Here is a 25,449-nt window from a genome sequence, read left to right as displayed (position 1 = left end):
GGAGAGGTCGGCCAGAATGATGGACGTGCCCAGCCCTCGCGACATCGTGCGCAACGACGCGCTGACCGGCCTGCGCGCCGTCGCAGCGCTGGCGGTGTGCGGGACGCATGCGGCGTTCTGGACGGGCCGCTACACGGACGACTTCGCGGGCCGCTTCTTCGGCCGCCTGGAGGTCGGCGTCGCGATCTTCTTCGTGCTGTCCGGCTTCCTGCTGTTCCGGCCCTGGGTGCGCTCGCTGCGTACGGGTGCCGGAAGTCCTTCGACAGCACGGTATTTCCGGCACCGGGCGCTGCGCATCCTGCCGGCGTACTGGCTGACGGTGCTCGTCGTCTATCTCATCTATCGCTGGCGCGAGGACCCGTCGCCGTCCGGCCATGGGGCCACGGCATTGCTGCGTAATCTGACCCTGACGCAGACGTACGGCATCGGGAATCTGCACACCGGGCTGACGCAGATGTGGAGCCTCGTCGTTGAGGTCGGCTTCTATCTGGTGCTGCCGCCACTCGCTTGGGTCATCTGCGTGGTCGCCTGCCGCGGACAGTGGCGGCCCGAGTGGATCATCGTCTGGGTCGTGGCGTTCGCCGCGGTCACGCCGCTGTGGGTGGCGTACTCGCACTCGCCGTCCGCCGATCCGACGTCGCGGCTGTGGCCGCCGGAGTTCGCGATCTGGTTCGCGGCCGGGATGCTGCTGGCGGTGCTGGCCGAACTCGATGTGCGATGGCCCGGCGCCATCGCGGTGGTGGTCGCCCTCGCAGCGTTCGTGATCGCCTGCACGTCGATCGCAGGGGAGCCGACGATCGCCCCGGCGAGCGCCTTCGCGACCGACGCGAAGGCGCTGCTGTACGCCATCGTCGGAGCGGGCCTGGTGGGCGGCGCGGCGTTGGCGCCGACGTCGTTGCCGGCCCGATTGCTGAGCCTGCGACCGGTGGTGTGGCTCGGCGAGATCTCCTATGAGCTCTTCCTCGTGCACGTGATGGTGCTCGAACTGGTGATGAGCCTGCTCGGGTATCGCCTGTTCAGCGGGTCGACGACGGCGGCGTTCCTGGTCACGGTGGTGATCAGCATCCCGATCGCCTGGATACTGCATCAGATCACATACCGCTGGTGGCGACGCGTGTCGTCGTCCTCCGGTAAAAATGAGGGGATCGCCGCGATTCCCCGTCGCCGCGATGTGTTGTCCGCAGGCCGCCCCGCTGCAGGCCAGGAACCAGGAGAAGTGCGTGTCAGCAACATCCAGCGCACCACCGATTGAGCTGTGGACGCGTGAATGCCGGCTGCCCGGCCCGCAGCCGGAGCTGTCGGATGCCGCCGCCTTCCTGATCGCCGCCGGGCACACCGCAGAGGCCTCGCGCGCGGTACTGGTCCGTCGCGTCACCCTGGGGATGCCGATCCCCAGCATCGGCGGGTTCGGCGAACTGCGTCGCATCGATCGCGAGGCGGCCTTCGTCGATCGGCGCCTGCAGGGCGATCGTCTGCATCCGGTCGCGGTCCAGTTGCTGCGGGCGCGCGCCGCGCACCTGGCCCGTCGTCGTGCGGCGATCGCGCGAGTGTTGATCGGCGCCAACTCGTCGTACGCCAGCGGCGGCAAGATCACCCGCAAGCAGCGCAAAGAAGGCCTGCACCTGGACGAGGCCGAGCGTCAGCGGCTCTTCGACGGGCTGGCGCAGACGCCGTCACCGAACCCGACAACCATCTCCGGATGGGTGAGTTCGCTGGTGATGCAACGGTTCTCGGCCCACGACTCCGGAGAGACCCGGTTCGCGGACCGTTACGAGACCCTGCTGTATCTGGCCGGACAGATGTACGACCGCGTCTGGCAATCACCGTCGTGGCAGTCCGAGTACTTCGCCGTGCAGCGCGGCCAGGTCGATCTGCCGGTCGAGCTGGCGGCGATCGCGGCTGACGTGATCGCCCTGCGGTCGGTGACCGCGGAGATCGTCCGCATCGAGCGCACGACGTCGGCCGCCGACGTGACCACCCGCCACCAGCAGGATCAGCGGCGACGGGCGCTGATCCCGGTGTGGGATCAGCTGGTCGAGCGGGTGCGGTCGCTGGCGACCATGGCCGACGTCCTGGCCTCCGCCGACCGGGAGCTGGCGCTGGTCAACGAGGTGAATCGCGGCGGCACGCTGGATCAGCGGATCGACGGGCTCGTCGCTCGCCTTGGCGATCATGGGCATTCGCTCGATGCCACCGACCGGGTCGGCTATCAGCTGCAGGCGGGTGAGGAGCACCTGCGGGCATACCGAGAGATGCTGCAGGGCAACATCGTCAGCCTCTCGACGGCTCGTCCTGAGCTCGCCCTACCCGAGTTCAATCCCGCATCCAGTTCTTCAGATACGCCTTCTGCTGATCAGTGAGACGCTGCAACCTCTCGGCCGCAATGTCCACGACGGCGAGCTGCGTGCTCGCGACCGTCGCCGCCTTGGAACCGGGATCAGCTGTGGCCGAACGCACTTCGTAGCCGATGGTGAAGTCGACCGAACGCACCTGCTTGATCCACATGCCGACCTGCAGCGGGGTGTCCTCGTGGCGTAGCTGCCCCTGATAGCGGACCTCGACGTTAACGATCATCGAACTCTTGATCAACGGCTGGAAGACCGTGAGATCCTCGCTGCCCTCGACATGCTCGGTTCCGGCGCTCAGCAGCCACTCGATGCGGGCCTCTTCTAGGACGGTCACCATACGAGCGTGGTTGATGTGACCAAAAGCATCCATATCCGACCAGCGCACCGGAACTTGAGCGACGAATGCAAAACCGTTGTCGTCCAAAGCAGTTGACACGCCTGATCCTTCGCCTTCGTCGGTCGGTGGTTTGTGGACTATTCAATCTGGCAACGACACTATTCGACGGGGCTCGCTCAAGTGTCGCCGGCCGCGCATTACCAGTAGCCTAGGCCCGACGAACATCAAACCGGCAACACCGATGACGCTGCCGTGTGATCGAAGACAAAAGGAAACTGGCCGTGATACCGAATCGACTGAAGATCGCGGGCGCTGCTGCCGTGGCGTCGATCCTGGCGGCCGTGACGGTCGGCACGGGCATCGCCGCGGCGCAGCCGGGTCGACCGACGCCTGCGGGAGCCGTCATCACCAAGACGGTCAAGGTCAACGACCACCGCTACCAGCTGACGGTGAAGTCGCCCGCCATGGGCGAGGACGTTCACCTGACCGTGCTCAGCCCGGCTGGCTCGTCTCCGCGCGCGACGCTCTACATGCTCGACGGCGCGGGCGCCGATCAGCCGGTCAGCGACTGGATGACCAAGGGCGGCGCAGGGCCGTTCTTCGCGGGCAAGAACGTCAACGTCGTGCTGCCTGCGGGCGGCGGATCGACGTTCTACACCGACTGGCAGGCGCCTGATCCGCGCTACGGCAAGCCGATGTGGGAGACCTTCCTCACCGCCGAGCTGCCCCCGCTGATCAACAAGACGTTCCATGGCGACGGCCGCAACGCGATCGCCGGCCTGTCGATGGGTGCGCAGGCCGCGCTCGCGCTGACCGCGCGCCATCCCAACCTGTACAACGGCGTCGCCTCGCTCAGCGGTTGCCCGGCCGTCAGCAGCCCGGTCAACGAGGGCTATGTGACCGGCACCGTCGCCAAGGACGGCGGAATCTCCGTCAACATGTGGGGCCCGTTCGGGTCGCCCGGCTGGGCGGCGCACGATCCGAGCCTGATGGTGGACCGCTTCCGCGGCAAGAACATCTACATCTACTCCGGCAGCGGCATCCCGGCGTTCGACGACTTCTACACGCCGCTCGAACCAGGCCAGAGCCGGCAGGCGCAGCTGGCTGCCGGCGCCGCGCTCGAAGCCGGCGCGGAGAGTTGCTCGCGGCAGTTCTCGGTGCGGCTGATGCTCGCGCAGATCCCGGCCACCACCGACTACCCGCTGGTCGGATTGCACAGCTGGTCGTACTGGAAGGCGGCGCTGCCCAACGCGTGGGCCGCGCTGGCTCCGGGCCTGTGGTGACGCGCCCCTAGCGCGCCGCAACCGGCGACGAGAGTTACTGAGCCGCTTGCCATTCCCGGGCGAAACCGAGGAAGCGATCGTTCTCGTCGGCGTGGGTGACGGTCACCCGCACCCCATCGCCGTCGAAGGGGCGCACGATGATTCCGGCGTTGGTGCTGGCCTGCGAGAAGGGCACGGCGGCGGCGCCGAGGTCGAGCCAGATGAAGTTCGCCTGCGAATCCGGAACGCGGTAGCCCGCCGACCGGAGCTCGGCCGTGACCCGGTGGCGCTCAAGCGCGACCTCGTCGGTGCGGGCCCGTAGTTCGTCGCCGGCGGCCAGGGATGCGATCGCCGCTGCCTGGGCGACGCTGCTGACGCTGAACGGCACGTGGACCTTGGTCAGCGCCTCGATGATGATCGGATCGCCGACAGCATAGCCGACGCGGAGCCCGGCCAGCCCGTAGGCCTTCGAAAAGGTGCGCAGCACAACGAGGTTGGGGTACTTGCCGAGAAGCTCTACGGCGTCGTATCGCTGCGCCTCGTCGGGCCGCATGTATTCGATGTACGCCTCGTCGAGGGCGACCAGGACGTGCGGCGGCACCCGGTCGAGGAAGTCGATCAGCTCTGTCGCGGTGACGACGGTCCCGGTCGGGTTGTTGGGGTTGCAGACGAAGATGACCCGAGTGCGCTCGGTGATGGCGTCGGCCATCGCGGTGAGGTCATGGGTCTGGTCGCGCAGCGGAACCATGATCGGCGTCGCGCCGACGATCATGGTCGAGATCGGATAGCACTCGAAGGAGCGCCACGCGAAGAGCACCTCGTCACCCGGGCCGCTGGTGATGCTGATCAGGTTCTGGCACAGCGTCACCGAGCCGCAGCCGGTCTTGACGTGTTCCGGCGGCACCCCGAGATGCTTGCCGAGGTGCTCGGTCAGCTCGACCATCGCGTTGTCCGGGTAACGATTCGCCGTCGCCGCGGCTGCCGCGATCGCCTGCTGCACCGACGCCAGCGGTGGATCGACGACCTCGTTGCTGGCGAGCTTGAGCGCGCCGGGGAACGTCTTGCCGGGCACATATGCAGGCAGATCATCGAGGTCGGGGCGCAGGTAGACGGTCACAAACGACAAGCGTAGGCGGTCGCCGCACGGTTCAGTCTTCGGGCGGCGTCATCGCTCATCGCGTTAAGAACATGATCGGACGCTATTGAAATACGAACGATCGTGCGCTTAACTCGACGCCATGAGAGCGATCGACAAAACAGCAGGAAACCTGGCTCTGGTGGCCGCGTGTTGCGCGGTCTTCGTGGGGTTTCTGGACACAACGATCACGAATCTGGCGGTGCCCTCGGTGGCATCGGAATTCGACGTCGGGGCGGGCACCGCGACGTGGCTCGCCACTTCTTACGTGATTCCCTTCGCCGCGTTGCTGGCCCCGGCCGGTGCACTCGCCGACGCCGTCGGACGCGCACGGCTGTTCCTGGTGGGGGTGGCGGTATTCACGCTGTGCTCGCTACTGATCGCGGTGGCCCCGACGTTCGGGCTGGTACTCGGTGCGCGGGCGGCGCAGGGCGTGGGCGCGGCGCTGATGACGCCGGCATCGCTGGCGCTGATTCTCGGCACCGTCGCGATCGAACGCCGACGCGCCGCCATCGGCCTGTGGAGTGCGTCGGGCGCGTTGGCCGCGGCGGTCGGCCCGGCGCTCGGCGGGTTGGTGGTGGAAGTCTCCGACTGGCGGGTGCTGTTCTGCCTGAACGTGCCCATCGGCCTGTGGGCGCTCGCCGCCGCCCGGCGATTGCGTGCCGCGGATTCCGAGTCGCGGCGATGGCCGGATCTGCTGGGTGGGATGCTGCTGGCGGTCGCCATCGGATCCCTCGTGTACGCCGTGACCGAGGGGCCCGAAAAGGGTTGGGACTCAGCGCAGATCATCGCCTTCTTCGGGCTGTCCGGCACCGCGCTGGCCGCGGCGCTCTGGCGGTCGAGGGTGCATCGCTTGCCGGCGCTGCGTCTGGATCTGCTTCGCAATCGGTCCTTCGCCGTGGCCGCCGGACTATCGGCGGCATACGGAATGAGCCTGTTCACCACCATGCTGCTCGGCGTGATGTTCCTGGTGAACGTCTGGGGCTACTCGACGCTGGCCGCTGGATTCGCGATGACGCCGGCCGCGTTGATGACGGCGGTCGTCGGCGTCGGGGTGAGCCGGCTGGGGGCCACGATCCCGCCGCGCCGGATGATCGCGATCGGCGGCGTGGTGCTGGCTGCGGTGATCGCGCTCCTGGCAGCGCTCGTCTCGTCCACTGCGCAGCTATGGGCACTGTGGCTGCCGGCGGGGATCGTCATGGGCATCGGCGTCGGCTTGATCACCGTGGGGATCTCGACCGTCGGCACGCTTGCGGCACCGCCGAGCGACTTTGCGGCGGCAACCGGTCTGTTGATGGCTGCGCGACAGGTCGGCGGCGCCCTGGGGATCGCGATCCTTGCGGCCATGCTCTCCGAGGTCACGGCGACGACCGCCGAACGGCCCTACGCGGCGATCTACTGGTTCGCGGCCGCGGTAACCGCGTTGGTGGCCGTCGGCGCACTGCTGTTGCGTGCCGCGCCGCCGATTTCACCGGGCGCCGAGAGTTCTACGAAAGTTGTTGCAAATCAAGGGAGTGAACGATGAATGAAGCGACTATGCCGGCGAGCTGGGACCAGTTCGCGCTCGAGGCGGCCGATCCGTATTGCATCGATTTCGATGAGGCCGTCGAGCGACTGCGGCCGCTCGGCTGGAAGCGGTTGGCGATCCTCGGCGACAGCGTGACGGCCGGGGTGCGCGAGCCGCGGCCCGGCTATTGGGACGCATCGTTCGCGGATCGGTTGCGGTTGGCGCTGGCCGCGGCGACCACCGATTTCGAGGCCGTGAATCTGGCGACCCCGTTTCTCAGGGCGCGCGAGATCCGCGAGCAGCAGGTGGCGGCAGCGGTCGCGTTCGAACCCGACGTCGTACTCATCACGGCGGGAGGGAACGACGCGTTCCTGCCATTCGATTCGTGGGCGCTGCGGGACGACCTGACTATGCTGCTCGGCCCGCTCGCGGCAGCCGGTGCTCGAGTGCTGACGGTCGGCCTGTTCGATCTGCCGCGGTCTGGTCTGGTTCCGGCGGAACATGCGGGTGCGATGGCCGCCCGGTTCGATGAGCTGGACGATCTCACCGCGGCGATCACAGCAGACCTCGGCGGCATCCATATCGACACGCATCGGCACCCGCTCGGTGCCGACCCCGATATCTATTCGTCCGATCGGATCCATGGCAACGCTCGCGGGCACGCTGTCGCCTTCGCAGCGATCGTCGACACGATCGCGCCGCGCGTCGAGGCAACGCGATGAAATACCGTCCTTCTGATCGGCATCGCCGATCGATCGGCCGCTAAGCTCTTGGTGTGGCAGGACGGGCGTCAATGCAATCCGCACTTCAGACACGACAGAACGTGATCAAGGCCGCGGCGGACCTCGCGTCTGTCGAGGGACTGGATGCTGTGACGATCGGTCGGCTGGCAAGCCTTGTGGGTATGAGCAAGTCGGGGGTCATCGGGCAATTTCGCAACAAGGAGACCCTGCAGCTGGAGACGATCGATGCGGTCTTCGATGGTTTTCGGGTGCGGGTCTGGGAGCCGGTCAAGCGGTTTCCCCGCGGGTTGCCGCGACTGGTCGAGGCGTGTCGGGCGTGGGTGGAGTACGCGGGCGACCCCGGTTTCCCGGGGGGCTGCCTGATGACTCAGGTGACCTACGACTACGACGCCCGGACCGGAGCGGTGCACGACCGGCTGATCGGCGAGCGGAACCGGTGGCGCGAGACGTTGCGCTCGGACATCCGGACGGCAATCGACGCCGGCGATCTCCCGGAGTCGACCGATGTCGAGACGACGGTGTACGTCCTCGAATCGCTCGTCGCGTTCATCACGCCGGCGCGGCTTCTTCATGGAGACGAGGATGCGCCGGCCCGCGCGATCAGCAGCATGCTTCGCGTCCTCGGCGTGGAGAAATAGCCCGCGCACACCACGGGTCGCGGTTCGTCGCCTGCTCAGGGTCCTGCGCCGTAGGTGGTAGCCGGTTTGCTCGGCACCCGGGCGGCTGTGTACTGTTTGCGTTCGGCAGTTCATGAAGAACTCCACCAGGAGGCGTGCCAGAGCGGCCGAATGGGACTCACTGCTAATGAGTTGTTCCGCTTAAAACGGGACCGGAGGTTCAAATCCTCTCGCCTCCGCCAGTGCACCGAACCTGGTGTGCCACAATTGAATAAAGCAATGCGCTCGTAGCTCAACGGATAGAGCATCTGACTACGGATCAGAAGGTTAGGGGTTCGAATCCTCTCGGGCGCACAAAAGAATCCCTCTCATCAGCATAAACGGTGAGAGGGATTCTTCTTTTGGCATCAGCCTCGCCGGTGCGCGAGCAGGAAGCCGATGACCGCGCGATCGAGCGTCGGCCCGTTGATGGTCACCCCACCGGGTCCGGTGGGGTGATCGGCGCCGAGGACGGTCGCGTACACGACCTCGGACCGCCCGTGGCCGTACCGCTGGATGTCGGTCGAATACCGATCGGCGCCGTCGGCCGGCACCAGTCGCGTCGACCACGGCCGCGCACCCGCGATGCCGTTCGCGCCCAGCGCAGCCGACAATGCCACCTGGCCGAGGACGGGCGGCGTCACGCTGTCGCGGTCGCCCTGCACCAAGAACGTCGGGAGCGGGGCGCCATGCCGAGCGACCCGGATCGCCGCGCCCGTCGGGTCGGCCATGAACGGGACCCCGGCGATGGCCGCCATGCCGGCGAACAGCTCCGGGTACAACGCGGCGACGTCCTGGGCCATCGCGCCGCCGGCGGAATGCCCGACGACGTACACCCGCGCGGGATCGACGTGTAGTTCCCGCGACGATCGCCGGACGATATCGGCGACGATCGACGATTCGCCCTGTCCGCGAACAACGTTCGCAGGATTGAGGATCTGCCAGGTGCCGTGGTCGATCGCCAGCGATTGCATCGGGGCAACCACCGCGAACCCCTGTCGATCGGCTTCGGTCAGCAGGGTGCTGGATCGCCGTAGACCGTGATAGTCGCCGCGCGGGACGGCACTCGCGCCGTGCAGCCATACGATCAGCGGCCGCCCCGGAGCCCAGTTGCGGGGCACGTAGGTCTGAAAACTTCTGGTGCCGACGGCATTCGTGAGGGTGGAGGTGCTGATCTGTCCCGGCGTAGACGCCGTTGGCGGCGGCGCGGCGGACGCCGATCCCCACCCGGCCGCGGCAAGGCAGGTAATCGTCAGGACGAGAACTAGCAGGCGACTACGCACGGGTTTCCCTTCATTCAATACGAAAAGGTATTGAATCCTGATGCGTGGGCTCTGTCAACGGCTGCGAACCGGCGGAGGCAGAATGGGCGGATGCCAGAGCGTCCACGTGTGCGGCGACCGTCGCCGACGCGGCATCGCGTCGATACGCGTAAACGGCTGCTCGACTCGGCGTTCGACGTGTTCGTCGCGCAGGGTTTCGGACGCGCCCGGATCGATGACGTCTGCCGCGCGGCGGGATACACGAAAGGCGCGTTCTACTCGAACTTTTCGTCGCTGGAGGAGCTGTTCTTCGCGCTCTACGACCAGCAGTCCGCGTACGGCGCCGACTTCACCGTCGACGCGATCAGTGCCGCGCAACCGGCGACCGCCCGCGAACTCGTCGTGCAATGGGCCGAAAACGTCGTCATCGACCGCGATTGGCTCCTGATCAATACCGACTTCGTCTCCTACGCGGCCCGGCATCCGGACGTCGCCGCTGATCTCGCCGAGCATCGCCGCGTTCTCCGGCAACAGGTGACCGATCGCCTGGCCGCGGCGATCACGGCGCTGGAGATCGCGCTACCGGAGAGTCTTCCGACCGCCGGCGACCTGGCCCGCGCGATCGTGACCGTCTACGACGGCGTCATCTATCAGCTGCTGCTGGACATGGACGAGGCGACGGTGCGCCGGCACTTCATCGACCTGATCACCGCGTTGGCCTTTCCCACGGGCTGACGGCCGAATCGCCGCGGCGGGTCGGCGTGGTCAGCCGACCTACGACTTGACCGCGGCCGGTGGACTCCATTCTCCCGACAGGATGGCCGGATCAGGCCAATAGGCCCTCAGGTAGAGGGTGAATTCCTCCGATGGCGCCGGCAGCCAGTTGGTCGCGGCGTCGGTGTCCGTCGGTGCAGAGCCGCCGACCGTGAGCGTGAGTGATCCGTCGGCGTTGTAGTGGAGGTCCTGGTTCTTGGTGCCGAGAGAGAACCGATCGAGCTCGTTGGGGTGGAAGAAGTGGTGCTTGTTGTAGACGGTGAGTGACCAGAAGCCGCGCACCGGCGGCAGCTCGCCGGCAGGGAAGGTGACTGTGTACTCGTTGGAGCCGTGCAGCCGTGCACCGGACTCGTCGAGATCCAGGTAGTAGTAGACGGTTTCGTTGGGGGTGTTGACGAAGATGTTTGATTTGCCGATGGCGGTACGCGACAGGTAGTCGGTACCGAATGCTGCGTCGTTGCGCTGGGTGGTCCAACGGTGGTCGACCGGGATGCCGATGTTGCGGAACTCGAAAAGCTCCTTCACGACTTGGTCGGTATCGATTGCGGTCTGCCGCAATGCGGCAGCGATCTCCGGGTCGCGCTCGGCGGCCGTAACGACTGTGCGGAACCATGTGTACAACGCTTCTTCGCCGGGGAGTGCCGGAACCTCGTCCAGCACTTGGCCGAACACGTCGAAGTACTGCTCAGGTTTCACCCACTGGGTTTCACTCTGGCCGGAGGTGCCCTCGCCCCCACCGAAGCTCGGCACCGCGGACCAGTCCACGATCTTGGCGGTGCCATCGAATTCCGACAGTGGATACACGCTGATCCGATCGACGATTGGGGCGATGGCTGCGCGGTCGGCCGCGGTGTCATCCATGAATACCCGTGGGATCACGATGCCGATTCGGGTGTCGTACCTGAAGACGCCGGTGATCCCTTCTGGCACATCGCCATCCCAGGATTGATGTGCAAGCAGGTAGAAGCCGGGACTGGTGCCGTACATCGCGCCCAGTTCGACGAACGAGTCGGTGCGCTGGTCGACGACTTGATACACCCAGAATCGGTCACCGAAATCGGGCACTTGGACGATCGACGGCCCACGCTCCGCGTCGAGGACACCGAATCCGTAGGTGACGTCCTGGTTGGGGCAGGCGACCACTCGCTCCTCGGGCCTGATGTAGTCGCGGAGCATTCCGATGCTGCCCGGCGGCCCGGCGGGAACGATGCCCGCCAGCAGACCAGGCTCCGGTAGCTGTTCCATCAGCGTGAGCCGGTTGTGCATGTTGACCAGCGACCAGCCCCACAGATAGGCGGTACTGCCGAGCGTCCGCGCATATTCCGCGGTCATCTTGGCCGGACCCAGTGTGCTGCCGGTTGACATCAGCGCCCCCGAGTAGTCGTCCTAGAGCTCATTTGCTCAGTCCGACGTTACGAAGAGTCGCGGATGAATCAATCACCCTTTCGGGATGAACACCCCACACGCGCCTTCGGCGATTTCGACGCCTGATCGGCGACAGGTGCGACGCGGTCAGACCACGGACGCGGTGAGCCCCGGGATCACGCTGATCACGGCCGGCGGGCGCGGCGACTGGTCGCGCAGCACCGTCACGGTGGCGACGACGAGGCCCGATCCGGTGGCAGCGGTGCCGACCGAGTGCAGCCGTAGCTGCGGTACGTCCGGTGAGACCAGGTCGTACGGCCGCAGGGTGACGTCGCCGGTCTTGCCGCTGAGTACGTTGCGCCACGACACCACTACGGAGATGCCGTGCCACGCCGGTGAGTACGGCGGCGGGTTGCTGATCGTATAGGTGAGGGCCGGCGGCGGTGGCGGGTAGATCAGGATCGACGGAGCCTGGTTCGCGGTGACGGTGACCGGCGTGACGGTGCCGCCGGTGGTGGGAATGCTGAAGGTCAGGACATCCCGCGTGGGCGCGAAGCCGGGCGACGCGTTTGCGATCGCTGCCGGGGTGACGGCGAGCGCGGCGACGGTGGCCGCGGCGGCGAACAGTCGGGTCAGACGCATGAACAACCTCGAATCGGACGAATCGGTGATGCCGTCCTCACCGTACGCCTGCGATCCCGAGCCGGCCGCGTGCCCGACGGTTCAGATAACTGTGGCTGTCACGCGCTGGCGCGCAATAATTGTCGTCTGACGCCGCCACAGCCACAGTTATCCGCCGCAAGAACTAGCGTAGCGCGTCGGCCACCCGCTCCAACGCCGCCACGCGGCTGCCCTTCACCAGCACCGCATCACCCGCGCCGACAACCCCGACCGCGGCGACCGCCGCATCGATCCCGTCGACATGCGTCGCCTCTGATCCGTAGGCCGGCGTATCGACGGCGATCACGCGGATGCCCAATTCGGTTGCCAGATCGGTGATCTGGGCGTGCTCCTGATCGCCGTCGGCGCCGAGCTCGGCCATCACGCCCAGCACGGCGATCCGCCGCTCGGCCGGCAGCGCGGCCAGCGAACGCAGCGCCGCGGCCATCGACGTGGGGTTGGCGTTGTAGGCGTCGTTGAGGACGGCGGCCCCGGATTCGGTGCGGCGCAATTCCATTCGCAGCGCCGAGATCGAGGCGCCGGACAGTCCGGCGACGATCGCGTCCAGCGGCAGCCCGAGCCCGCCGGCGACCGCGACCGCGGCGAGTGCATTGCCCACCTGATGCTCGCCGCGCACGCCGAGCGTCACCGCTCGCTCGCCCCACGGCGTCCGCAGCTCGAAGGACGCCCGGAGCTCGGAGTCCACCGAGACATTCGCGGCCGTCACGTCCGCCGGCTTTTCGATGCCGTAGGTCAGCACGGGCGCGACCGACCGGGATGCCATGGCCGCGACCCGCGGGTCGTCGGCGTTCAGCACGGCCAGTCCATCGGCCGGCAGCGATTCGATCAGCTCGCCCTTCGCCTGCGCGACCGCCTCGATGCTGCCGAAGTTCTCCAGGTGCACGCCGGCGACGCGGGTGACGACGCCGACGGTCGGGCGGGCGATGGCACACAGGTCGGCGACATGGCCGACGCCGCGCGCGCCCATCTCGACGACGACAGCCTCGGTGTCGTCCGGGGCATTGAGCAGGGTGAGCGGCAGGCCGAGCTCGTTGTTGAACGACCGCTCGTTGGCGGCGGTGCGCAACGTGGTCGACAGCACCGCGGCCAGCAGGTCCTTGGTCGACGTCTTGCCGACCGAGCCCGTCACGCCGACCACCGGGCCGGTCAGTCGGCTGCGTCCGCCCGAACCGAGTGCCGACAGGGCTGCGGCCGTATCGGCGACCGCGATGGCCGTGCCGCCGGCGTCCGCGCCGCTCGACGTCAGATACGCCCCGGCGCCGGCCTCGAGAGCTGCGGGAATGAACTCGTGGCCGTCGCGCGCGGCGACGATCGGCACGAACAACTGCCCGGCGCCGACCGATCGGGAATCGATGCTCGCGCCCTCGATCGAGGCGGCCGCATCGCCGCTGAGTACCTGGCCGCCGACCGCCGTCGCGATGTCCGAAACTGTCCACTGCATGAGGTCAAACGCTACCGGTGCGGCGGCGGACACAGTTGGCGGAGCCATGGGTCGGCAACTGGGCCGACGCTGCGTAAGGTCGTGGCCGTGGCAGATCCCAAAAGCACCCTTCGTCTCGTCGTTCTCTACGGCGGACAGTCGGCCGAGCACGAGGTGTCGTGTGTGACCGCCGCCCACGTGATCGCCGCCGCGGATCCGGAGCGCTACCGGATCGAGCCGATCGGCATCACCAAGTCGGGGAAGTGGCTGCGCAGCGATCAGACCGCGGCCGCGCTCGACGCGGGCGAACAGCTGCCGGGATCGCTGGAGGTCGCGGGCACCGAGGTGGTGCCGACGACCCTGCTCTCCTTCGACTCCGCCACCCCGACCGTCGTCCTGCCGCTGCTGCACGGCACCTTCGGCGAGGACGGCACGGTACAGGGTCTGCTCGATCTGTCCGGCGTTCCATACGTCGGTTCCGGGGTGCTGAGCTCGGCGCTCGCCATGGACAAGGCGATGGCGAAAGTGGTTGCCGCACAGCTCGGTATCCCGCAGTGCAAGTGGCTGGAATACCGATCGGGGTCGGACGAGCGGGGAGCGATCGCCGGGCGGGTCGGCGACGAGCTCGGGTACCCGGTGTTCGTGAAGCCGGCGAATATGGGTTCGTCCGTCGGCATCAGCAAGGTGATCGACGGGGCCGCGCTGGACGCCGCGATCGATGAGGCGTTGCGCTACGACGATGTCGTCGTGATCGAGGAGGGTGTCGACGGCCGCGAGATCGAGGTGGCGGTGCTCGGCAACGACGTCCCGAAGGCCTCGGTCCCCGGCGAGATCCTGCCCGGTGCCGACTTCTACGACTACGAGGACAAGTACGTCACGGGCGCCGCGAAGCTGCAGATTCCGGCCGAGCTGTCGGACGCCGACGGCGACGAGGTGCGGCGACTCGCGGTCGCGGCGTTCTCGGCCTATCGCTGCACCGGCCTGGCCCGCGTCGACTTCTTCTTCGAGGAGGGCGGCCGCGGCTGGCTGCTGAACGAGGTCAACACGATGCCCGGATTCACGCCCGGATCGATGTACCCGAAGATGTGGGAGGCCACCGGCCTGGCGTACCGCGACCTGGTCGACCGGCTCGTCGACCTCGCGCTGGAACGTCATCGCCGCAGGTCGACGCTGTCCGTCGAACGCTGACGTCGGTCAATCGGACGGATCGCGTTCGTCAGAGTCGGCGGAACCCAATACCCTGGCATCGATAATCGGCGCACCGCCTCGGTCAGCCGAACACTGACACCGACCGGCCGACGGCCGGGAACCTTCAGGAGGGTCCATGGGGCCGGGAAATTGGCCGCAGCAGCCGGGCGATCCGAATCAGCAGGGTCAGCCGAACGGCGACGTTCCGGAGGGTGGCCAGCCGGTCGATCCGGCCGCGTACGACCAGACCGCGATGTATGACCCCAACGCCACTCCGGGTGCTTACCCGCAGGGCGGTGCCTACGGCGGCTACCAGGATCCCTATCAGCAGGATCCGTACCAGCAGAACCCCTATCAGCAGCCGGGCCAGTACGCGCAGAATCCCTACCAGCAGGGCCAGTACCAGCAGCCCGATCCATACGCACAGGGTCCCGATCCGTACGCGCAGAGTCAGGCGGGCGGTCAGGGCGGCTGGGGCGACCCCGGCACCGGCTGGAATCCGGCGGGCGGCTACCCGCCGCCGCCGAACGGTCCGGCATATGGCGCCCCGGGCTACGGCGGGCCGGGCGGTCAGCCGCCGAAGAAGAACACCGGACTGATCGTCGGCGCGATCATCGTGGTCGTCGCGCTGGTGATCGGCGGCATCGTCGCCGCGGTCACGCTCACCGGCAACGACAAGAGCGATAAGACGGCGTCGCCGTCCACGACGACCACCGCCCTGTCGCAGACTGACGAGAGCACGACCGACGAGTCGACCACGGACGACAGCCCGACCAGCGAGACCGACGAGTTCTCGCGGCAGCAGAACAGCGGCGAGGACATCACGCTGTCGGCCGACGGCAAGCTGTTCGCGATCGTCGTCTCGGACGCGTCCGGTGTGCGCACCATCAACACGCCGAGCACGCCGTGGACCGAGACCTTCAGCCCGGGGACCAAGACCTACTTCGCGGTGAACCCGATCATCGATCCGTCGGCCGGTGGCACCGCCACATGCAAGATCACGCAGGGCAGCAAGACGCTCGCCAGCGATAGCGGCACGACGGCCCGCTGCTCGGTGTTCTTGCAATGACCGGCGCCGGGCCCACCGATCCGAACGATCCGTTCGGCCAGACCAGACCGCAGCACCCGCAGCAGCCGGGTGCCGGTCAGCCTGGACCGGTGCCACCCGGAGAACAGCCGAATCCGCCGCAACCGGGCCAGCCCCAACCCGGCCCGCCGCAGCCCGGTCCGCCGCAATCGGGCCCGCCGCAACAGAATCCGCCGACTCGCAGCTTCGACCCGATCGAGGGCGAGCAGTACCCCTATTCGGTGCCGATCCCGGCCGCCGATGATTACTACGGCTCCCAGTCGGCGTACGGCGAGGAGCAGAACTACGGCTACGGCACGGCCTACAGCCAGCAGCAGCCCGGTCCGGCCGCCGCCGGACCGGCGGGTCCGCCGACGTCGCGACCCCGCACGGGTCGATGGATCGCGATCGCGCTGGCGATCGTCGTGGCGCTGGCCGTGATCATCGGCGCGGTGGTATTCGCCACCAGGGGGAATGACAGTTCGTCCTCGTCGGCGGCGAGCTCGACCACCACCATGGCGGCCCCGACCAGCACCACGTCGACGACGATCAGCAGTTCGGCGCCGTCGAGCAGCAATCCCAACGGCCCGGAGGTGACCTACGAGGTCACGGGGGGACCACTGATGGTCACCTACTTCGGCAACGGGGGACTACGGACGGTCACCGCCCCGCCGTCGCCGTGGACCGTGACGGTGACGCTCCGCAACGGATTTGCCTCGGTCACAGCGATTTCCAAGGGATCGCCGGTCACCTGCACCATCAGGCGGGGAGACACGGTGCTCACCACGCAGACGTCCGCGGCGATCGCGCTCTGCACCGCGAGCGGGATACCCAACTAGCGTCGCGACATCTCGCGGCGGATGGGTCGATACTGAAGGGCATGACGCATCCGCACGCCGGCCGTGATGACCTTGCACTCTCCTTCGGCAAGGAAGCCGCGACCTATGACCGAGCCCGCCCGCGCTACCCGCAGGAGGCGGTCGATGCCGCGATACCCGCGTCGGCCGTCGATGTGGTGGACGTCGGTGCCGGCACCGGCATCCTGACGCGGGCGCTCCTCACACCCGAGCGCGTGGTCACTGCGATCGACCCGGATTCGGCCATGCTGCAGCAGTTCTCGCGGAGCCTCCCCGAGGTGACGGCGAAAGTCGGCACCGCCGAACAGCTTCCGTTGCCCGACGCCTCGGCGGACGCGATTGTCTTCGGCCAGTCCTGGCACTGGGTGGACGTCCCGGCGGCGAGCGCGGAGGCCGCCCGGGTGCTGCGGCCCGGCGGCACCATCGGGCTGATCTGGAACATCCGCGACGAGGGAACACCGTGGGTGCGGGAGCTGAGCGACCTGATCGGGCGGACCGGCGCCGAACTGCTGATCTTCGGCGACGGTCCACAGGCCGCCGCGCCGTTCGGGCCGCTGTCGCTCAGTGAGTTTCGCTGGACGCGGGAGTTGACGGTCGACGAGCTGGTCGACAACGTCGCCTCGCGGAGCACGATGATCACCGCGACCGACGACCGCCGCCAGGAGGTCTTGGCGCAGGTCCGGTCGCTGGCGACGCAGCGCGCCGACACCGACGGCGTGCATCTGACGATGCCGTACGTGACCTACGTCTTCACCGCCGCGACACCCGCCTGAGCGGTCTCGCGAATAGAGTCAGCCCGCGTGGTAACCCTGACATGGGTGATTCCGGGTGTTCTACTGGGCGGGTGCAGATGCCCTGGCCGCGCGCATACCGGCGGCGTCGGATGTTCTTGGCGGCGCTCTCCCTGCTTCTGGTGATGCTGCCGGTCACCGCATGTTTCGATCCGCTCGACCGGGCCGGATCGCGCGACCCGAATCCGTCGCATGTGGTGGTCGGATCCGGCACATTCCCGGAGTCGCAGATCATCGGCCAGATCTACATCGATGTGCTGCGGGACAACGGGTTCACCGTGTCGGATCGGCTCAACTCGGGTACCCGTGAGCGGTACATTCCCGCGCTGCGGGCGGGCGATATCGATCTGGTGCCCGACTACGTCGGCAATCTGCTGCAGTATCTGGCCAAGAGCGCCAAGGGAATCGATTCGGGACGCGTCGATCAGCTGCGGTCATTGACCGCGTTGCCGGACATCGAGGCCGCGTTGCCGCAAGTGCTGGGAACCGACCTGGTCACGTATACGCCGGCGCCCGGCTCGAATTCGGACAGCGTGACCGTCACACGGTCGACCGCTGATCAGCACCACCTGGTGTCGATCGGCGACCTCGGTCGACTCTCGCAGACCCAGACCGTCAGCTTGATGGCGAACAGTGAATTCGCGACGCGTCCGGTCGGCCTACCGGGTCTGCTGGATACCTATGGGCTGAAGGTCGATTTCCGGCCGAACAACGACAGTGGCGGCCCGGCGACCCAGAAGGAGTTGCTGAGCGGCAGGGTGACCGCCGCGGACATCTACACCACCACGCCGTTGTTGCTGCAGACGGACAAGGTCGTGGTCCTCGACGATCCGAAGCACAACTTTCCGGCCAACAACGTGGTGCCGGTGCTGGCGAAAGACAAGGACTCGCCGCGGTTGCGGAGGGTGTTGGACGCGGTGTCGGCGAAACTCACGCTGCAGCAGCTGCAGTCTCTCAACGACATGGTGTCGGGTTCACGCAAGATCGAAATCGAAGATGCCGCAAAGCGCTGGGTGCAGGCACAGGGATTGAATCGGGGGCTCCGTTGAAAGCCGCCGAGGGAGTGAGAGATTCGATGATCAGTTTCGAGTCCGTGACCAAGCGATTTCCCGATGGCACCACGGCTGTCGATGATCTGACCCTGGCGATCGAGGAGGGCTCGTTCACCGCCTTCGTCGGGCCATCGGGCTGCGGGAAGACCACCTCGATGCGCATGATCAACCGGATGATCGACGCCACCACGGGTGTCGTCCGGGTCGGCGGTGAGGATGTGCGCGCGATCAACGCGGTCGGTCTGCGTCGGGGTATCGGCTATGTCATCCAGTCGGCGGGGCTGATGCCCCATCAGCGGGTCGTCGACAACATCGCGACCGTGCCGGTGCTGCAGGGGGTTTCACGCAAGAAGGCACGCCTGGCGGCCGTGGAGCTGCTGGAACGGGTCGGGTTGGACCAGCGACTCGCGACCCGATACCCGGCCCAGCTGTCCGGCGGGCAGCAGCAGCGCGTCGGCGTCGCTCGAGCGCTGGCCGCCGACCCGAAGATCCTGCTGATGGACGAGCCGTTCAGTGCAGTTGATCCGGTCGTCCGCGAAGATCTGCAGAACGAAATGCTGCGTCTGCAAAGCGAATTGCGCAAGACCATCGTCTTCGTCACGCACGACATCGACGAGGCGGTGAAACTGGCCGACCGCGTCGCGGTCTTCGGTGCGGGTGGTCGATTGCAGCAGTACGACACACCGGAGAAGCTGCTGGCCGCGCCGGCCAATGACTTCGTCGCCGGATTCATCGGGCGCGACCGCGGATATCGGTTGCTGCAGTTCGGTTCCGGAACACAAGTCCGGATGCATCCGCTGGAGCCGATCGTCGAGGAACAGATCGATGGCCTGGCCCTGGACGCCGATGACGACTGGCGGTTGGTGCTGCGCGACGGCGAGCCCTTCGGATGGGTGGATGCCGGAGGCGTGGCGGCACATCGGGACGGTCGCGATCTCTACGACAGCTGCAGCGCCGGCGGGTCCCTGTTCAATCGTGGCGGCACCCTGCGGCAGGCGCTGGACGCCGCATTGTCGTCGCCGTCGGGACTGGGCGTCGTGGTCGACGCGGACGGCCGGGTCGTGGGCGGGGTGCGGGCCGCCGACGTATTGGAAGTCTTTGAGCAACAACGCCGAAGCAGTGTCGAGCAGCCGGAGACCGGCTCGTGAACTATCTTCTGAACCACTTCGACAAGGTGTGGAGCCTGACGCTCGAGCATCTGCGGTTGTCCATGATTCCGATCGCGATCGCATTGGTGATCGCGATTCCGTTGGGGCTGATCGTGTATCGGTCGACCGTCGCCCGACGGATCACCATGGTCGTGGGGTCGGTGATCTTCACGATCCCGTCGATCGCGCTGTTCATCGTGATGCCGTCGTTGATCAACACCCGGATCCTGTCCGACTACAACGTGATCGTCGCGCTCGCGTTGTACGCGACGGCGCTGCTGGTGCGGTCGGTTCCGGAAGCCCTCGACGCCGTGCCTCGAGCATCCGTCGACGCGGCCTCCGCAATCGGGTATCGGCCGATTCAGCGAATACTGAGAATTGAACTGCCGCTGTCGGTTCCGGTGCTGATGTCGACAATCCGGGTGGTGTCGGTGACCAACATCTCGATGGTGTCGGTGGGCTCGGTGATCGGCTTCGGCGGGCTGGGCAAGCTGTTCACCGAGGGTTACAGCCGCGACTATCCCCAGGAAATCGTCGCCGGCATCATCGCGGTGGTGGTCCTGGCGCTGGTCATCGATCTCATCCTGGTGGTGATCGGTCGGCTGGTCACGCCGTGGACGCGGGCCGCACGGCCACCGGGACTGATGCACCGGGCCCTGCACCGGACGGCGAAGGTCGGTGCGGCGTGAGCAACATCTTTTCGGAGACGGTCTCGTACCTCACGACAGCGGCCAACTGGACCGGCACGGAAACCAGCGACGGCCTGCTCGTCGAGATCGGTCAGCATCTGGAATACACCTTCTACGCGGTCGGGCTCGCCGCGCTGGTCGCGATCCCGGTCGGGCTGTTGATCGGCCACACCGGCCGCGGCGAGGTGGTCGTGGTCGGGCTGGTGAACGTGCTGCGGTCGCTGCCCACGCTGGGATTGCTCCTGCTGTTCGTGCTGTGGATGGGGCTGGGACTCGCGCCCACGATCTACGCGCTCGCCCTGCTTGCGGTGCCGCCGCTGTTGGCCGGCACCTATGCGGGCGTCGCCAACGTGGACCGGACGGTCGTCGACGCTTCCCGGGCGATGGGGCTGACGCCGGTGCAGGTGCTCCTGCGGGTCGAGCTGCCCAACGCGATCCCGCTGTTACTGGGCGGCGTCCGCAACGCGGTGCTGCAGGTGGTCGCGACGGCGGCGGTGGCGGCCTACGCGGGACTGGGAGGACTCGGCCGGCCGATCTTCGACGGCCTGGCCACCTACGATTACGCGCCGATGATCGCGGGCTCGATCCTGGTGACGCTGTTGGCGCTGTTCTTGGATGGGCTGCTGGCCGGCGCCGTGTGGGCATCCGCGCCGGGGACTGGTCGAATGCGCCGGGTCTTCGAGCGAACCGCCCCCGGCGGGCTGCTGTCCATCGCCGGTACCGCGGAACCGGTCCGCGGTGCGGTAGAGCACACGGGGTCTGGTCGCTTACCGTAAGGCGGTGACCACCGAACCGGAAGTGCCCGATGCGTCCCCGGCATTTCGCGGGATGCTCACGTGGCGCGGTTGCGACGGCGACCGCCTGGAGCAAGTCCGCCTGCTGGTGAACGATCAGCGGATCAAGGCCTACGGCCGGGTGATCGGCGCCGCGACCGCCGACCATGAGGCGTTCAGCGCCTCCTACGACCTGGTCACCGACGATGCGGGGGTCACCCGGCGATTCTCGGTGCACCTGCTGCGCGAGTCGGGGGAGACGCAGATCTCGGTCAGCCGCGACACCGAGGGCAACTGGCTGGTGCAGACGCCGCGGGGTACCGAGCGCGGCAGCTACGGCGGCGCCGAGGACGTCGAGCTGGCGCTGAGTCCGTTCTTCAACTCCCTGCCGATCCGCCGGCTGGCGCTCGCGCAGGCCACGGCGCCGGTCGACGTTCCGGTGGTCTATCTGTATCTGCCGGGTGGCACGGCGAATGCCGAGACGCTGCGATATCAGGCGACCGGCGATGGATCGGTGGGGGTGTCGTCGCCGTTGGGCGCATCGACGCTGTCGGTCGACGAGCACGGGTTCGTGCGCGACTACCAGGGCCTCGCCGACCGGCTGTAGTCCGCGGCGGCCCTGAAACCCTGACCAGAGCGCCGATTCATCGCCGTATCCGGGTTCATGTGCCGCTCTGGTCAGGGTTTCAGGGCGTCAGCCCGTCCAGACCTCGCCGCGCTTGCCCGCGGCCCGCAGCGCCGCTTCCCAGCCGGGCTCGCCGATCGTCACGCCCTCGATCGGCCGCGACTCGAAGCTCTCGTAGTGCTTTCGCGCCCGATGCCCGTCGGCGACCAGGGTGTGCACAGTTCCGTTGTCGCGCAGCTCGTCCCGCGCCTGGACGAGGCGATCGATGGTTTCGCTCAGCGCGCTGAGCAGCGCGCTGGAGTTCGCCTCGAGCATCGCCTGCTGCACCCGGGGCGCGGTTCCGGCGACCCGGGTTCCGTCGCGGAACGAGCCGGCGGCCAGCCGGGTGGCCAGGTCACCGTCGGCGATGCCGACCGCTGCGGTGACGGCGGCCGTCAGATGCGGCAGATGCGAGATGCCGGCAACGGCCCGGTCGTGATCGTCACTTCCGGCCGGGACCACCCGGGCGCCGACACCCTGGGCCAGCTCGACCACCTGCGTCCAGACCTGGGGATCTGTTCCGTCGTCGGCGGCGACCACCCAGATCGCATCCCAGAACAGTGCGGGATCGGTTGCTTGCCAGCCGGATTCGGCGGTCCCGGCCATCGGGTGGCCGCCCACGAACCGCGCGGACAGTCCATGCGCCCGGACCCGGTCGGCGACCAAGCCTTTGACGCTGACGACGTCGGTCAACGCGCACGTCGGAGCGTGTTCGGCGACGGCCGACAGCATCTCGTCGAGCGTGGTCGCGGGCGTGGCCAGCACGATCAGCGCGTCGTCGGCGGCGGCCCGGCGCAGAGTGGCCGGCAGATCGGTGGACGCGTCGAAACCGGCGGCGGTGGCGGCATCGACCGTTGCGGCCGACCGGTTGTATCCGAAGGCATGCGTATGCGGGCTGATCGCCCGCAGCAGCGAGCCGCCGATCAGCCCCAGGCCGAGGATGCACACCGGAGTTTCCATATACCAACTGTTTCACAGCCACGCATGGCCTCTGGCCTGCGCCGGGGATCTGCCTGCGCCGAGGATCGGCTGGACGATCCGGCCAGAAGGGGATCAGCTCTGCCGTTGCACTTGTTGCAGGTGAGCACTTGGGATTGTTCGGGCGCGCGGCTACGGTTGCGGGATGGCCGCAGGAGCGCAGGACGACGGACTGGACGGATTCGGCATCGCCGTGGTGCGCGAAGACGCCAAGTGGACGTTGACCCCGATGGATCGCGAGGTTCTCGACGACCTCGCGACCGCCGAGCGCGCGCTGTTGGATATGCGAAGCGCCGGAGCGGTATTCGGGCTGTTCGATATCGACGACGAGTTCTTCGTCGTGGTGCGGCCGGCGCCGGCGGGCACCCGACTGATGCTGTCGGACGCCACCGCCGGGATCGACTACGACATCGCCGCCGACACGCTCGAGCGGCTGAATATCGATGTGCCGGACATCGATCCCGATGAACTCGCCGACGTCGAGCCGTGGCCCGAGGGCGATCTCGGGGTGCTGGCGGACCTGGGGCTGGAGGAGTCGGTGATGAGCGTGATCATCGGTGACACCGATCTGTATGCCGACGAGCAGATCGGGATGATCGCGGCCCGGCTCGGCTTCGCCGATGAGCTCGCGGCCGTCTTGGACAAGCTCGGCCACTGACCGCATGCGCGCCGGGGCCTCCGACGAGGAGCTGATCCGTGCGGCCCTGGCGGCCGCGGAATCGGCTGGGACGGAGGATGTCCCGGTCGGCGCGGTGATCTACGACAGCGAGGGTGTCGAGCTGGCGCGCGCGGCCAACGCGCGGGAGGCCACCGGCGACCCGACCGCGCATGCCGAGGTCCTTGCGATCCGCGAGGCGGCGCGCCGCTACGGCGACGGCTGGCGGCTCGAGGGCTGCACCTTGGCGGTGACACTCGAGCCGTGCACGATGTGCGCGGGCGCCATCTCATTGGCCCGGATCGAGCGCGTGGTGTTCGGCGCGTGGGAGCCGAAGACGGGGGCGGTCGGCTCGCTATGGGATGTGTTGCGCGATCGGCGGCTCACGCATCGACCGCAGGTGCGCGGCGGCGTCCTGGAGGACGAATGCGCCGCCCGGCTCCGCGACTTCTTCGCAGAAAACCGGCCTTGAACTGCTGATTAATGGATGGCGGCGGCACTACGGTACAGTCTTGCGCGGTGGCGTGTCCGAGCGGCCGAAGGTGCAGCACTCGAAATGCTGTGTACGGTAACCCCGTACCGCGGGTTCAAATCCCGCCGCCACCGCCAAATGGCCTCCTAGCTGATTACAGGTAGGGGGCCATTTTCATATTCGCTCCCGACTGGGCTGCCAGGGTGTTCTCAGGGCGCAAGATCGGGGCAGATCTGGGGGTGTTCCCCGATCCGTTGGTAGGCCCGCTAACCATACGGTTTCGGTCATGTCTCGCCGGGAGAGTTACTGCGTCAGGAATCCGAAGGTGTCAGAACCTTTGGTGCACTTGGCCAATACGCCGGCGATCTGCGACGGGCCGCAGTCCCAGCCCTTGACCTTCTGGTCGGTGCCCTGGGACATCAGCGGACCGAAGGCGCCTGCGACCGCCATCGCGTCGGAGCACCCGACGTGGCTGCCCGGGAAGATGACGACCTGCAGCGCGCCGTCCGGGCCGCGGGTCTGGCCGCACTTCTTGCCGGAGATCGTCGGTTCGGCCTTGTCGGAGGGCACCGAGGTGGCGGCCGGCAGGTTCGGGCCGCCGACGACGGGTGCGTTGCTATTCGAGGACGGCGTCACGACGGCGGCCGACGATGACGAGTCGGCGGATGACGATGACGACGAACTGCTGCATCCGGCGACGACGGACATCACCGCAGCCGCACCGATCGAGGCGGTCACCAGACTTCGAGCCATATTGCGCATGGCTAATCACGGTAGCCGAGCGGCCGCGACAGAGAGTGAAAGCCGCCTGACAGATAGTCGCGGAATAGTCCTTCCTGTGAGCGCTGACACCCCATCCACCAGCCGAGACGGAAAACACAATGCTGCAGTGTGCTGAAAAATTGCAGAGTCATGCAACGTTTGGAAGTCTGGCTTTCGTGATCGTTGAAGGACTGCGTGAGGCGAAGAAGGCCGCGACCCGGCGCGCGCTCGCGTCGGCCGTGGTGCACCTCGCGGCCCGCGACGGACTCGACAGGGTGACCGCCGAGGACATCGCGGCCGAGGCGAATGTTTCGGTACGGACATACCACAACTACTTCGCGTCCAAGGAGGATGCGCTGCAGTTCTATATGGCCGAGGTCATGGCGGAGCTGCTCGAGCGGCTGCAGGGTTCGGACCCGGCGCTGCCGCTCAACAAAGCGATCTGGGATGCCCTGATCGACGTCTGCTGCGACAGCGCGGGCGCGCCCACCCCGGCGACCATGCTGCTGCGGCTCTTCGACACCGAACCGCGCGTGCACTCGGTCTCGTCCGCCCAGCAGATGGAGGAATGCCGGCAGCAGTTCGAGGAGTACTTCGAGCGACGCTGCCCGGATGTCGACCCGCTCTACTGCTGGCTGGTGCTGACCAGCGGGGTCGGCGCGGTCCGGCTGGCCGTCGAGCTGTGGACCGAAGGCGCCACCGGCGGCCGCACCCTGCGGGAAACCATCGAGGTCTCCGTCCGTCAGCTCGACGCCGGATTCGACGCACCGGTGCTGCGCATGGCTTGATCACGCCACCCGACAGAACCTGAAAAGCCAAGTAACACAACGAGAAATACCTCACAACAAAAGCCCCGAGGAGAGG

The 25,449-nt window shown here is 67.4% G+C and carries 27 protein-coding genes and 3 tRNA genes; 22 read left to right on the top strand and 8 right to left on the bottom strand.

Going from position 1 to position 25,449, the window contains the following annotated elements:
- The first annotated feature begins 16 nt into the window (after positions 1-16).
- Complete coding sequence (locus tag G341_RS0117025; RefSeq protein WP_018180370.1) at positions 17-1,252, top strand: acyltransferase family protein; 1,236 nt, start codon at positions 17-19, stop codon at positions 1,250-1,252.
- Positions 1,221-2,360 carry a hypothetical protein gene (locus G341_RS22375; protein WP_018180369.1) on the top strand — a complete coding sequence of 380 codons (1,140 nt, stop codon included), beginning with the start codon at positions 1,221-1,223 and terminating at the stop codon, positions 2,358-2,360. Before G341_RS0117025 ends, G341_RS22375 begins: the two co-directional genes overlap by 32 nt.
- On the opposite strand, the gene G341_RS0117015 is transcribed toward G341_RS22375, so the two are convergent.
- Complete coding sequence (locus tag G341_RS0117015; RefSeq protein ID WP_043451802.1) at positions 2,314-2,784, bottom strand: acyl-CoA thioesterase; 471 nt, start codon at positions 2,782-2,784, stop codon at positions 2,314-2,316. The two genes, G341_RS22375 and G341_RS0117015, sit on opposite strands and share 47 nt — an antisense overlap.
- A 182-nt stretch (positions 2,785-2,966) precedes the next feature.
- Here G341_RS0117015 and G341_RS0117010 point away from each other — a divergent pair, with 182 nt between their 5' ends.
- Entirely contained in the window at positions 2,967-3,968 is a 1,002-nt protein-coding gene (locus tag G341_RS0117010; protein ID WP_245557031.1) for an alpha/beta hydrolase, read from the top strand.
- A gap of 34 nt (positions 3,969-4,002) precedes the next feature.
- On the opposite strand, the gene hisC is transcribed toward G341_RS0117010, so the two are convergent.
- On the bottom strand, positions 4,003-5,064 hold the full coding sequence (gene hisC, locus G341_RS0117005) for a histidinol-phosphate transaminase (protein WP_018180366.1): 1,062 nt from the start codon (positions 5,062-5,064) through the stop codon (positions 4,003-4,005).
- Positions 5,065-5,185: 121 nt separating this feature from the next.
- On the opposite strand from hisC, the gene G341_RS22370 reads away from it, so the two are divergent.
- From G341_RS22370 to G341_RS0116980, 5 genes are all read left to right on the top strand, one after another.
- Entirely contained in the window at positions 5,186-6,607 is a 1,422-nt protein-coding gene (locus tag G341_RS22370; RefSeq protein WP_081622582.1) for an MFS transporter, read from the top strand.
- The gene (locus G341_RS0116995; protein WP_222836608.1) at positions 6,604-7,311 is read left to right on the top strand and encodes an SGNH/GDSL hydrolase family protein; all 708 of its coding nucleotides are present in this window, start codon (positions 6,604-6,606) and stop codon (positions 7,309-7,311) included. Before G341_RS22370 ends, G341_RS0116995 begins: the two co-directional genes overlap by 4 nt.
- Before the next feature lie 71 nt (positions 7,312-7,382).
- Complete coding sequence (locus G341_RS0116990) at positions 7,383-7,970, top strand: TetR/AcrR family transcriptional regulator (protein ID WP_018180363.1); 588 nt, start codon at positions 7,383-7,385, stop codon at positions 7,968-7,970.
- A gap of 128 nt (positions 7,971-8,098) precedes the next feature.
- Positions 8,099-8,191: transfer RNA gene (locus tag G341_RS0116985), tRNA-Ser, on the top strand.
- 39 nt (positions 8,192-8,230) lie between these two features.
- Positions 8,231-8,303 (top strand) — tRNA-Arg (locus tag G341_RS0116980).
- 53 nt (positions 8,304-8,356) lie between these two features.
- Here G341_RS0116980 and G341_RS0116975 read toward each other — a convergent pair.
- Complete coding sequence (locus G341_RS0116975; RefSeq protein WP_245557030.1) at positions 8,357-9,271, bottom strand: CE1 family esterase; 915 nt, start codon at positions 9,269-9,271, stop codon at positions 8,357-8,359.
- Between the two features lie 90 nt (positions 9,272-9,361).
- Here G341_RS0116975 and G341_RS0116970 point away from each other — a divergent pair, with 90 nt between their 5' ends.
- Positions 9,362-9,985: a TetR/AcrR family transcriptional regulator gene (locus G341_RS0116970; protein ID WP_043451800.1), complete on the top strand. Its 624-nt coding sequence runs from the start codon at positions 9,362-9,364 to the stop codon at positions 9,983-9,985.
- A gap of 39 nt (positions 9,986-10,024) precedes the next feature.
- On the opposite strand, the gene G341_RS0116965 is transcribed toward G341_RS0116970, so the two are convergent.
- The 3 genes from G341_RS0116965 to G341_RS0116955 form a co-directional block, all read right to left on the bottom strand.
- Complete coding sequence (locus tag G341_RS0116965) at positions 10,025-11,389, bottom strand: DUF1214 domain-containing protein (protein ID WP_018180360.1); 1,365 nt, start codon at positions 11,387-11,389, stop codon at positions 10,025-10,027.
- A 147-nt stretch (positions 11,390-11,536) separates the two neighbouring features.
- Complete coding sequence (locus G341_RS0116960) at positions 11,537-12,031, bottom strand: hypothetical protein (protein ID WP_018180359.1); 495 nt, start codon at positions 12,029-12,031, stop codon at positions 11,537-11,539.
- Between the two features lie 163 nt (positions 12,032-12,194).
- On the bottom strand, positions 12,195-13,511 hold the full coding sequence (locus G341_RS0116955) for a UDP-N-acetylmuramoyl-tripeptide--D-alanyl-D-alanine ligase (protein ID WP_018180358.1): 1,317 nt from the start codon (positions 13,509-13,511) through the stop codon (positions 12,195-12,197).
- An 87-nt stretch (positions 13,512-13,598) separates the two neighbouring features.
- Here G341_RS0116955 and G341_RS0116950 point away from each other — a divergent pair, with 87 nt between their 5' ends.
- The 9 genes from G341_RS0116950 to G341_RS0116910 all read left to right on the top strand — a co-directional run bounded on the left by G341_RS0116950 (position 13,599) and on the right by G341_RS0116910 (position 21,661).
- Complete coding sequence (locus G341_RS0116950; RefSeq protein WP_026303797.1) at positions 13,599-14,678, top strand: D-alanine--D-alanine ligase family protein; 1,080 nt, start codon at positions 13,599-13,601, stop codon at positions 14,676-14,678.
- A 136-nt stretch (positions 14,679-14,814) separates the two neighbouring features.
- The gene (locus G341_RS23130) at positions 14,815-15,747 is read left to right on the top strand and encodes a hypothetical protein (protein WP_018180356.1); all 933 of its coding nucleotides are present in this window, start codon (positions 14,815-14,817) and stop codon (positions 15,745-15,747) included.
- Complete coding sequence (locus tag G341_RS0116940) at positions 15,744-16,583, top strand: hypothetical protein (protein WP_018180355.1); 840 nt, start codon at positions 15,744-15,746, stop codon at positions 16,581-16,583. Before G341_RS23130 ends, G341_RS0116940 begins: the two co-directional genes overlap by 4 nt.
- Before the next feature lie 41 nt (positions 16,584-16,624).
- The gene (locus G341_RS0116935) at positions 16,625-17,374 is read left to right on the top strand and encodes a class I SAM-dependent methyltransferase (RefSeq protein WP_018180354.1); all 750 of its coding nucleotides are present in this window, start codon (positions 16,625-16,627) and stop codon (positions 17,372-17,374) included.
- 77 nt (positions 17,375-17,451) lie between these two features.
- Positions 17,452-18,441, top strand: a complete 990-nt coding sequence (locus G341_RS0116930) for an ABC transporter substrate-binding protein (RefSeq protein WP_026303796.1) — start codon at positions 17,452-17,454, stop codon at positions 18,439-18,441.
- A gap of 26 nt (positions 18,442-18,467) precedes the next feature.
- Positions 18,468-19,592 (top strand): ABC transporter ATP-binding protein, encoded by a 1,125-nt coding sequence (locus G341_RS0116925; protein ID WP_018180352.1) that lies wholly within the window; start codon positions 18,468-18,470, stop codon positions 19,590-19,592.
- Positions 19,589-20,281 carry an ABC transporter permease gene (locus G341_RS0116920; RefSeq protein ID WP_018180351.1) on the top strand — a complete coding sequence of 231 codons (693 nt, stop codon included), beginning with the start codon at positions 19,589-19,591 and terminating at the stop codon, positions 20,279-20,281. The genes G341_RS0116925 and G341_RS0116920 overlap by 4 nt, the downstream gene beginning before the upstream one ends.
- Complete coding sequence (locus tag G341_RS0116915; protein WP_018180350.1) at positions 20,278-21,057, top strand: ABC transporter permease; 780 nt, start codon at positions 20,278-20,280, stop codon at positions 21,055-21,057. Before G341_RS0116920 ends, G341_RS0116915 begins: the two co-directional genes overlap by 4 nt.
- A gap of 52 nt (positions 21,058-21,109) precedes the next feature.
- On the top strand, positions 21,110-21,661 hold the full coding sequence (locus G341_RS0116910) for a putative glycolipid-binding domain-containing protein (RefSeq protein ID WP_051092867.1): 552 nt from the start codon (positions 21,110-21,112) through the stop codon (positions 21,659-21,661).
- Positions 21,662-21,748: 87 nt separating this feature from the next.
- Here G341_RS0116910 and G341_RS0116905 read toward each other — a convergent pair whose 3' ends face one another.
- Positions 21,749-22,678 (bottom strand): prephenate dehydrogenase, encoded by a 930-nt coding sequence (locus tag G341_RS0116905; protein ID WP_026303795.1) that lies wholly within the window; start codon positions 22,676-22,678, stop codon positions 21,749-21,751.
- Positions 22,679-22,841: 163 nt separating this feature from the next.
- Here G341_RS0116905 and G341_RS0116900 point away from each other — a divergent pair, with 163 nt between their 5' ends.
- The 3 genes from G341_RS0116900 to G341_RS0116890 all read left to right on the top strand — a co-directional run bounded on the left by G341_RS0116900 (position 22,842) and on the right by G341_RS0116890 (position 23,960).
- Entirely contained in the window at positions 22,842-23,354 is a 513-nt protein-coding gene (locus G341_RS0116900) for a tRNA adenosine deaminase-associated protein (protein WP_018180347.1), read from the top strand.
- A 4-nt stretch (positions 23,355-23,358) separates the two neighbouring features.
- On the top strand, positions 23,359-23,823 hold the full coding sequence (locus G341_RS0116895) for a nucleoside deaminase (protein WP_018180346.1): 465 nt from the start codon (positions 23,359-23,361) through the stop codon (positions 23,821-23,823).
- A 46-nt stretch (positions 23,824-23,869) separates the two neighbouring features.
- Positions 23,870-23,960, top strand: a tRNA-Ser gene (locus G341_RS0116890).
- Between the two features lie 166 nt (positions 23,961-24,126).
- Here the strand turns inward: G341_RS0116890 and G341_RS0116885 are convergent.
- Positions 24,127-24,585 carry a hypothetical protein gene (locus G341_RS0116885; protein ID WP_026303794.1) on the bottom strand — a complete coding sequence of 153 codons (459 nt, stop codon included), beginning with the start codon at positions 24,583-24,585 and terminating at the stop codon, positions 24,127-24,129.
- A 176-nt stretch (positions 24,586-24,761) separates the two neighbouring features.
- On the opposite strand from G341_RS0116885, the gene G341_RS0116880 reads away from it, so the two are divergent.
- Positions 24,762-25,373, top strand: a complete 612-nt coding sequence (locus G341_RS0116880; RefSeq protein WP_018180344.1) for a TetR/AcrR family transcriptional regulator — start codon at positions 24,762-24,764, stop codon at positions 25,371-25,373.
- Positions 25,374-25,449: the final 76 nt, after the last annotated feature.

Origin of the sequence: Jongsikchunia kroppenstedtii DSM 45133 (genome assembly GCF_000380485.1) — a bacterium.
Lineage (GTDB): Bacteria > Actinomycetota > Actinomycetes > Mycobacteriales > Mycobacteriaceae > Jongsikchunia > Jongsikchunia kroppenstedtii.
This window is presented reverse-complemented; position numbering and strand designations above follow the sequence as displayed.

Bases quoted from the DNA above. Each gene is read 5' to 3' on its own strand.
- G341_RS0117025 (WP_018180370.1), top strand. From the start codon at position 17: ATGATGGACGTGCCCAGCCCTCGCGACATCGTGCGCAACGACGCGCTG.
- G341_RS22370 (WP_081622582.1), top strand. From the start codon at position 5,186: ATGAGAGCGATCGACAAAACAGCAGGAAACCTGGCTCTGGTGGCCGCG.
- G341_RS0116995 (WP_222836608.1), top strand. From the start codon at position 6,604: ATGAATGAAGCGACTATGCCGGCGAGCTGGGACCAGTTCGCGCTCGAG.
- G341_RS0116990 (WP_018180363.1), top strand. From the start codon at position 7,383: ATGCAATCCGCACTTCAGACACGACAGAACGTGATCAAGGCCGCGGCG.
- G341_RS0116970 (WP_043451800.1), top strand. From the start codon at position 9,362: ATGCCAGAGCGTCCACGTGTGCGGCGACCGTCGCCGACGCGGCATCGC.
- G341_RS0116965 (WP_018180360.1), bottom strand. From the start codon at position 11,389: ATGTCAACCGGCAGCACACTGGGTCCGGCCAAGATGACCGCGGAATAT.
- G341_RS0116960 (WP_018180359.1), bottom strand. From the start codon at position 12,031: ATGCGTCTGACCCGACTGTTCGCCGCCGCGGCCACCGTCGCCGCGCTC.
- G341_RS0116955 (WP_018180358.1), bottom strand. From the start codon at position 13,511: ATGCAGTGGACAGTTTCGGACATCGCGACGGCGGTCGGCGGCCAGGTA.
- G341_RS23130 (WP_018180356.1), top strand. From the start codon at position 14,815: ATGGGGCCGGGAAATTGGCCGCAGCAGCCGGGCGATCCGAATCAGCAG.
- G341_RS0116940 (WP_018180355.1), top strand. From the start codon at position 15,744: ATGACCGGCGCCGGGCCCACCGATCCGAACGATCCGTTCGGCCAGACC.
- G341_RS0116935 (WP_018180354.1), top strand. From the start codon at position 16,625: ATGACGCATCCGCACGCCGGCCGTGATGACCTTGCACTCTCCTTCGGC.
- G341_RS0116930 (WP_026303796.1), top strand. From the start codon at position 17,452: ATGCCCTGGCCGCGCGCATACCGGCGGCGTCGGATGTTCTTGGCGGCG.
- G341_RS0116925 (WP_018180352.1), top strand. From the start codon at position 18,468: ATGATCAGTTTCGAGTCCGTGACCAAGCGATTTCCCGATGGCACCACG.
- G341_RS0116910 (WP_051092867.1), top strand. From the start codon at position 21,110: ATGCTCACGTGGCGCGGTTGCGACGGCGACCGCCTGGAGCAAGTCCGC.
- G341_RS0116905 (WP_026303795.1), bottom strand. From the start codon at position 22,678: ATGGAAACTCCGGTGTGCATCCTCGGCCTGGGGCTGATCGGCGGCTCG.
- G341_RS0116900 (WP_018180347.1), top strand. From the start codon at position 22,842: ATGGCCGCAGGAGCGCAGGACGACGGACTGGACGGATTCGGCATCGCC.
- G341_RS0116895 (WP_018180346.1), top strand. From the start codon at position 23,359: ATGCGCGCCGGGGCCTCCGACGAGGAGCTGATCCGTGCGGCCCTGGCG.
- G341_RS0116885 (WP_026303794.1), bottom strand. From the start codon at position 24,585: ATGCGCAATATGGCTCGAAGTCTGGTGACCGCCTCGATCGGTGCGGCT.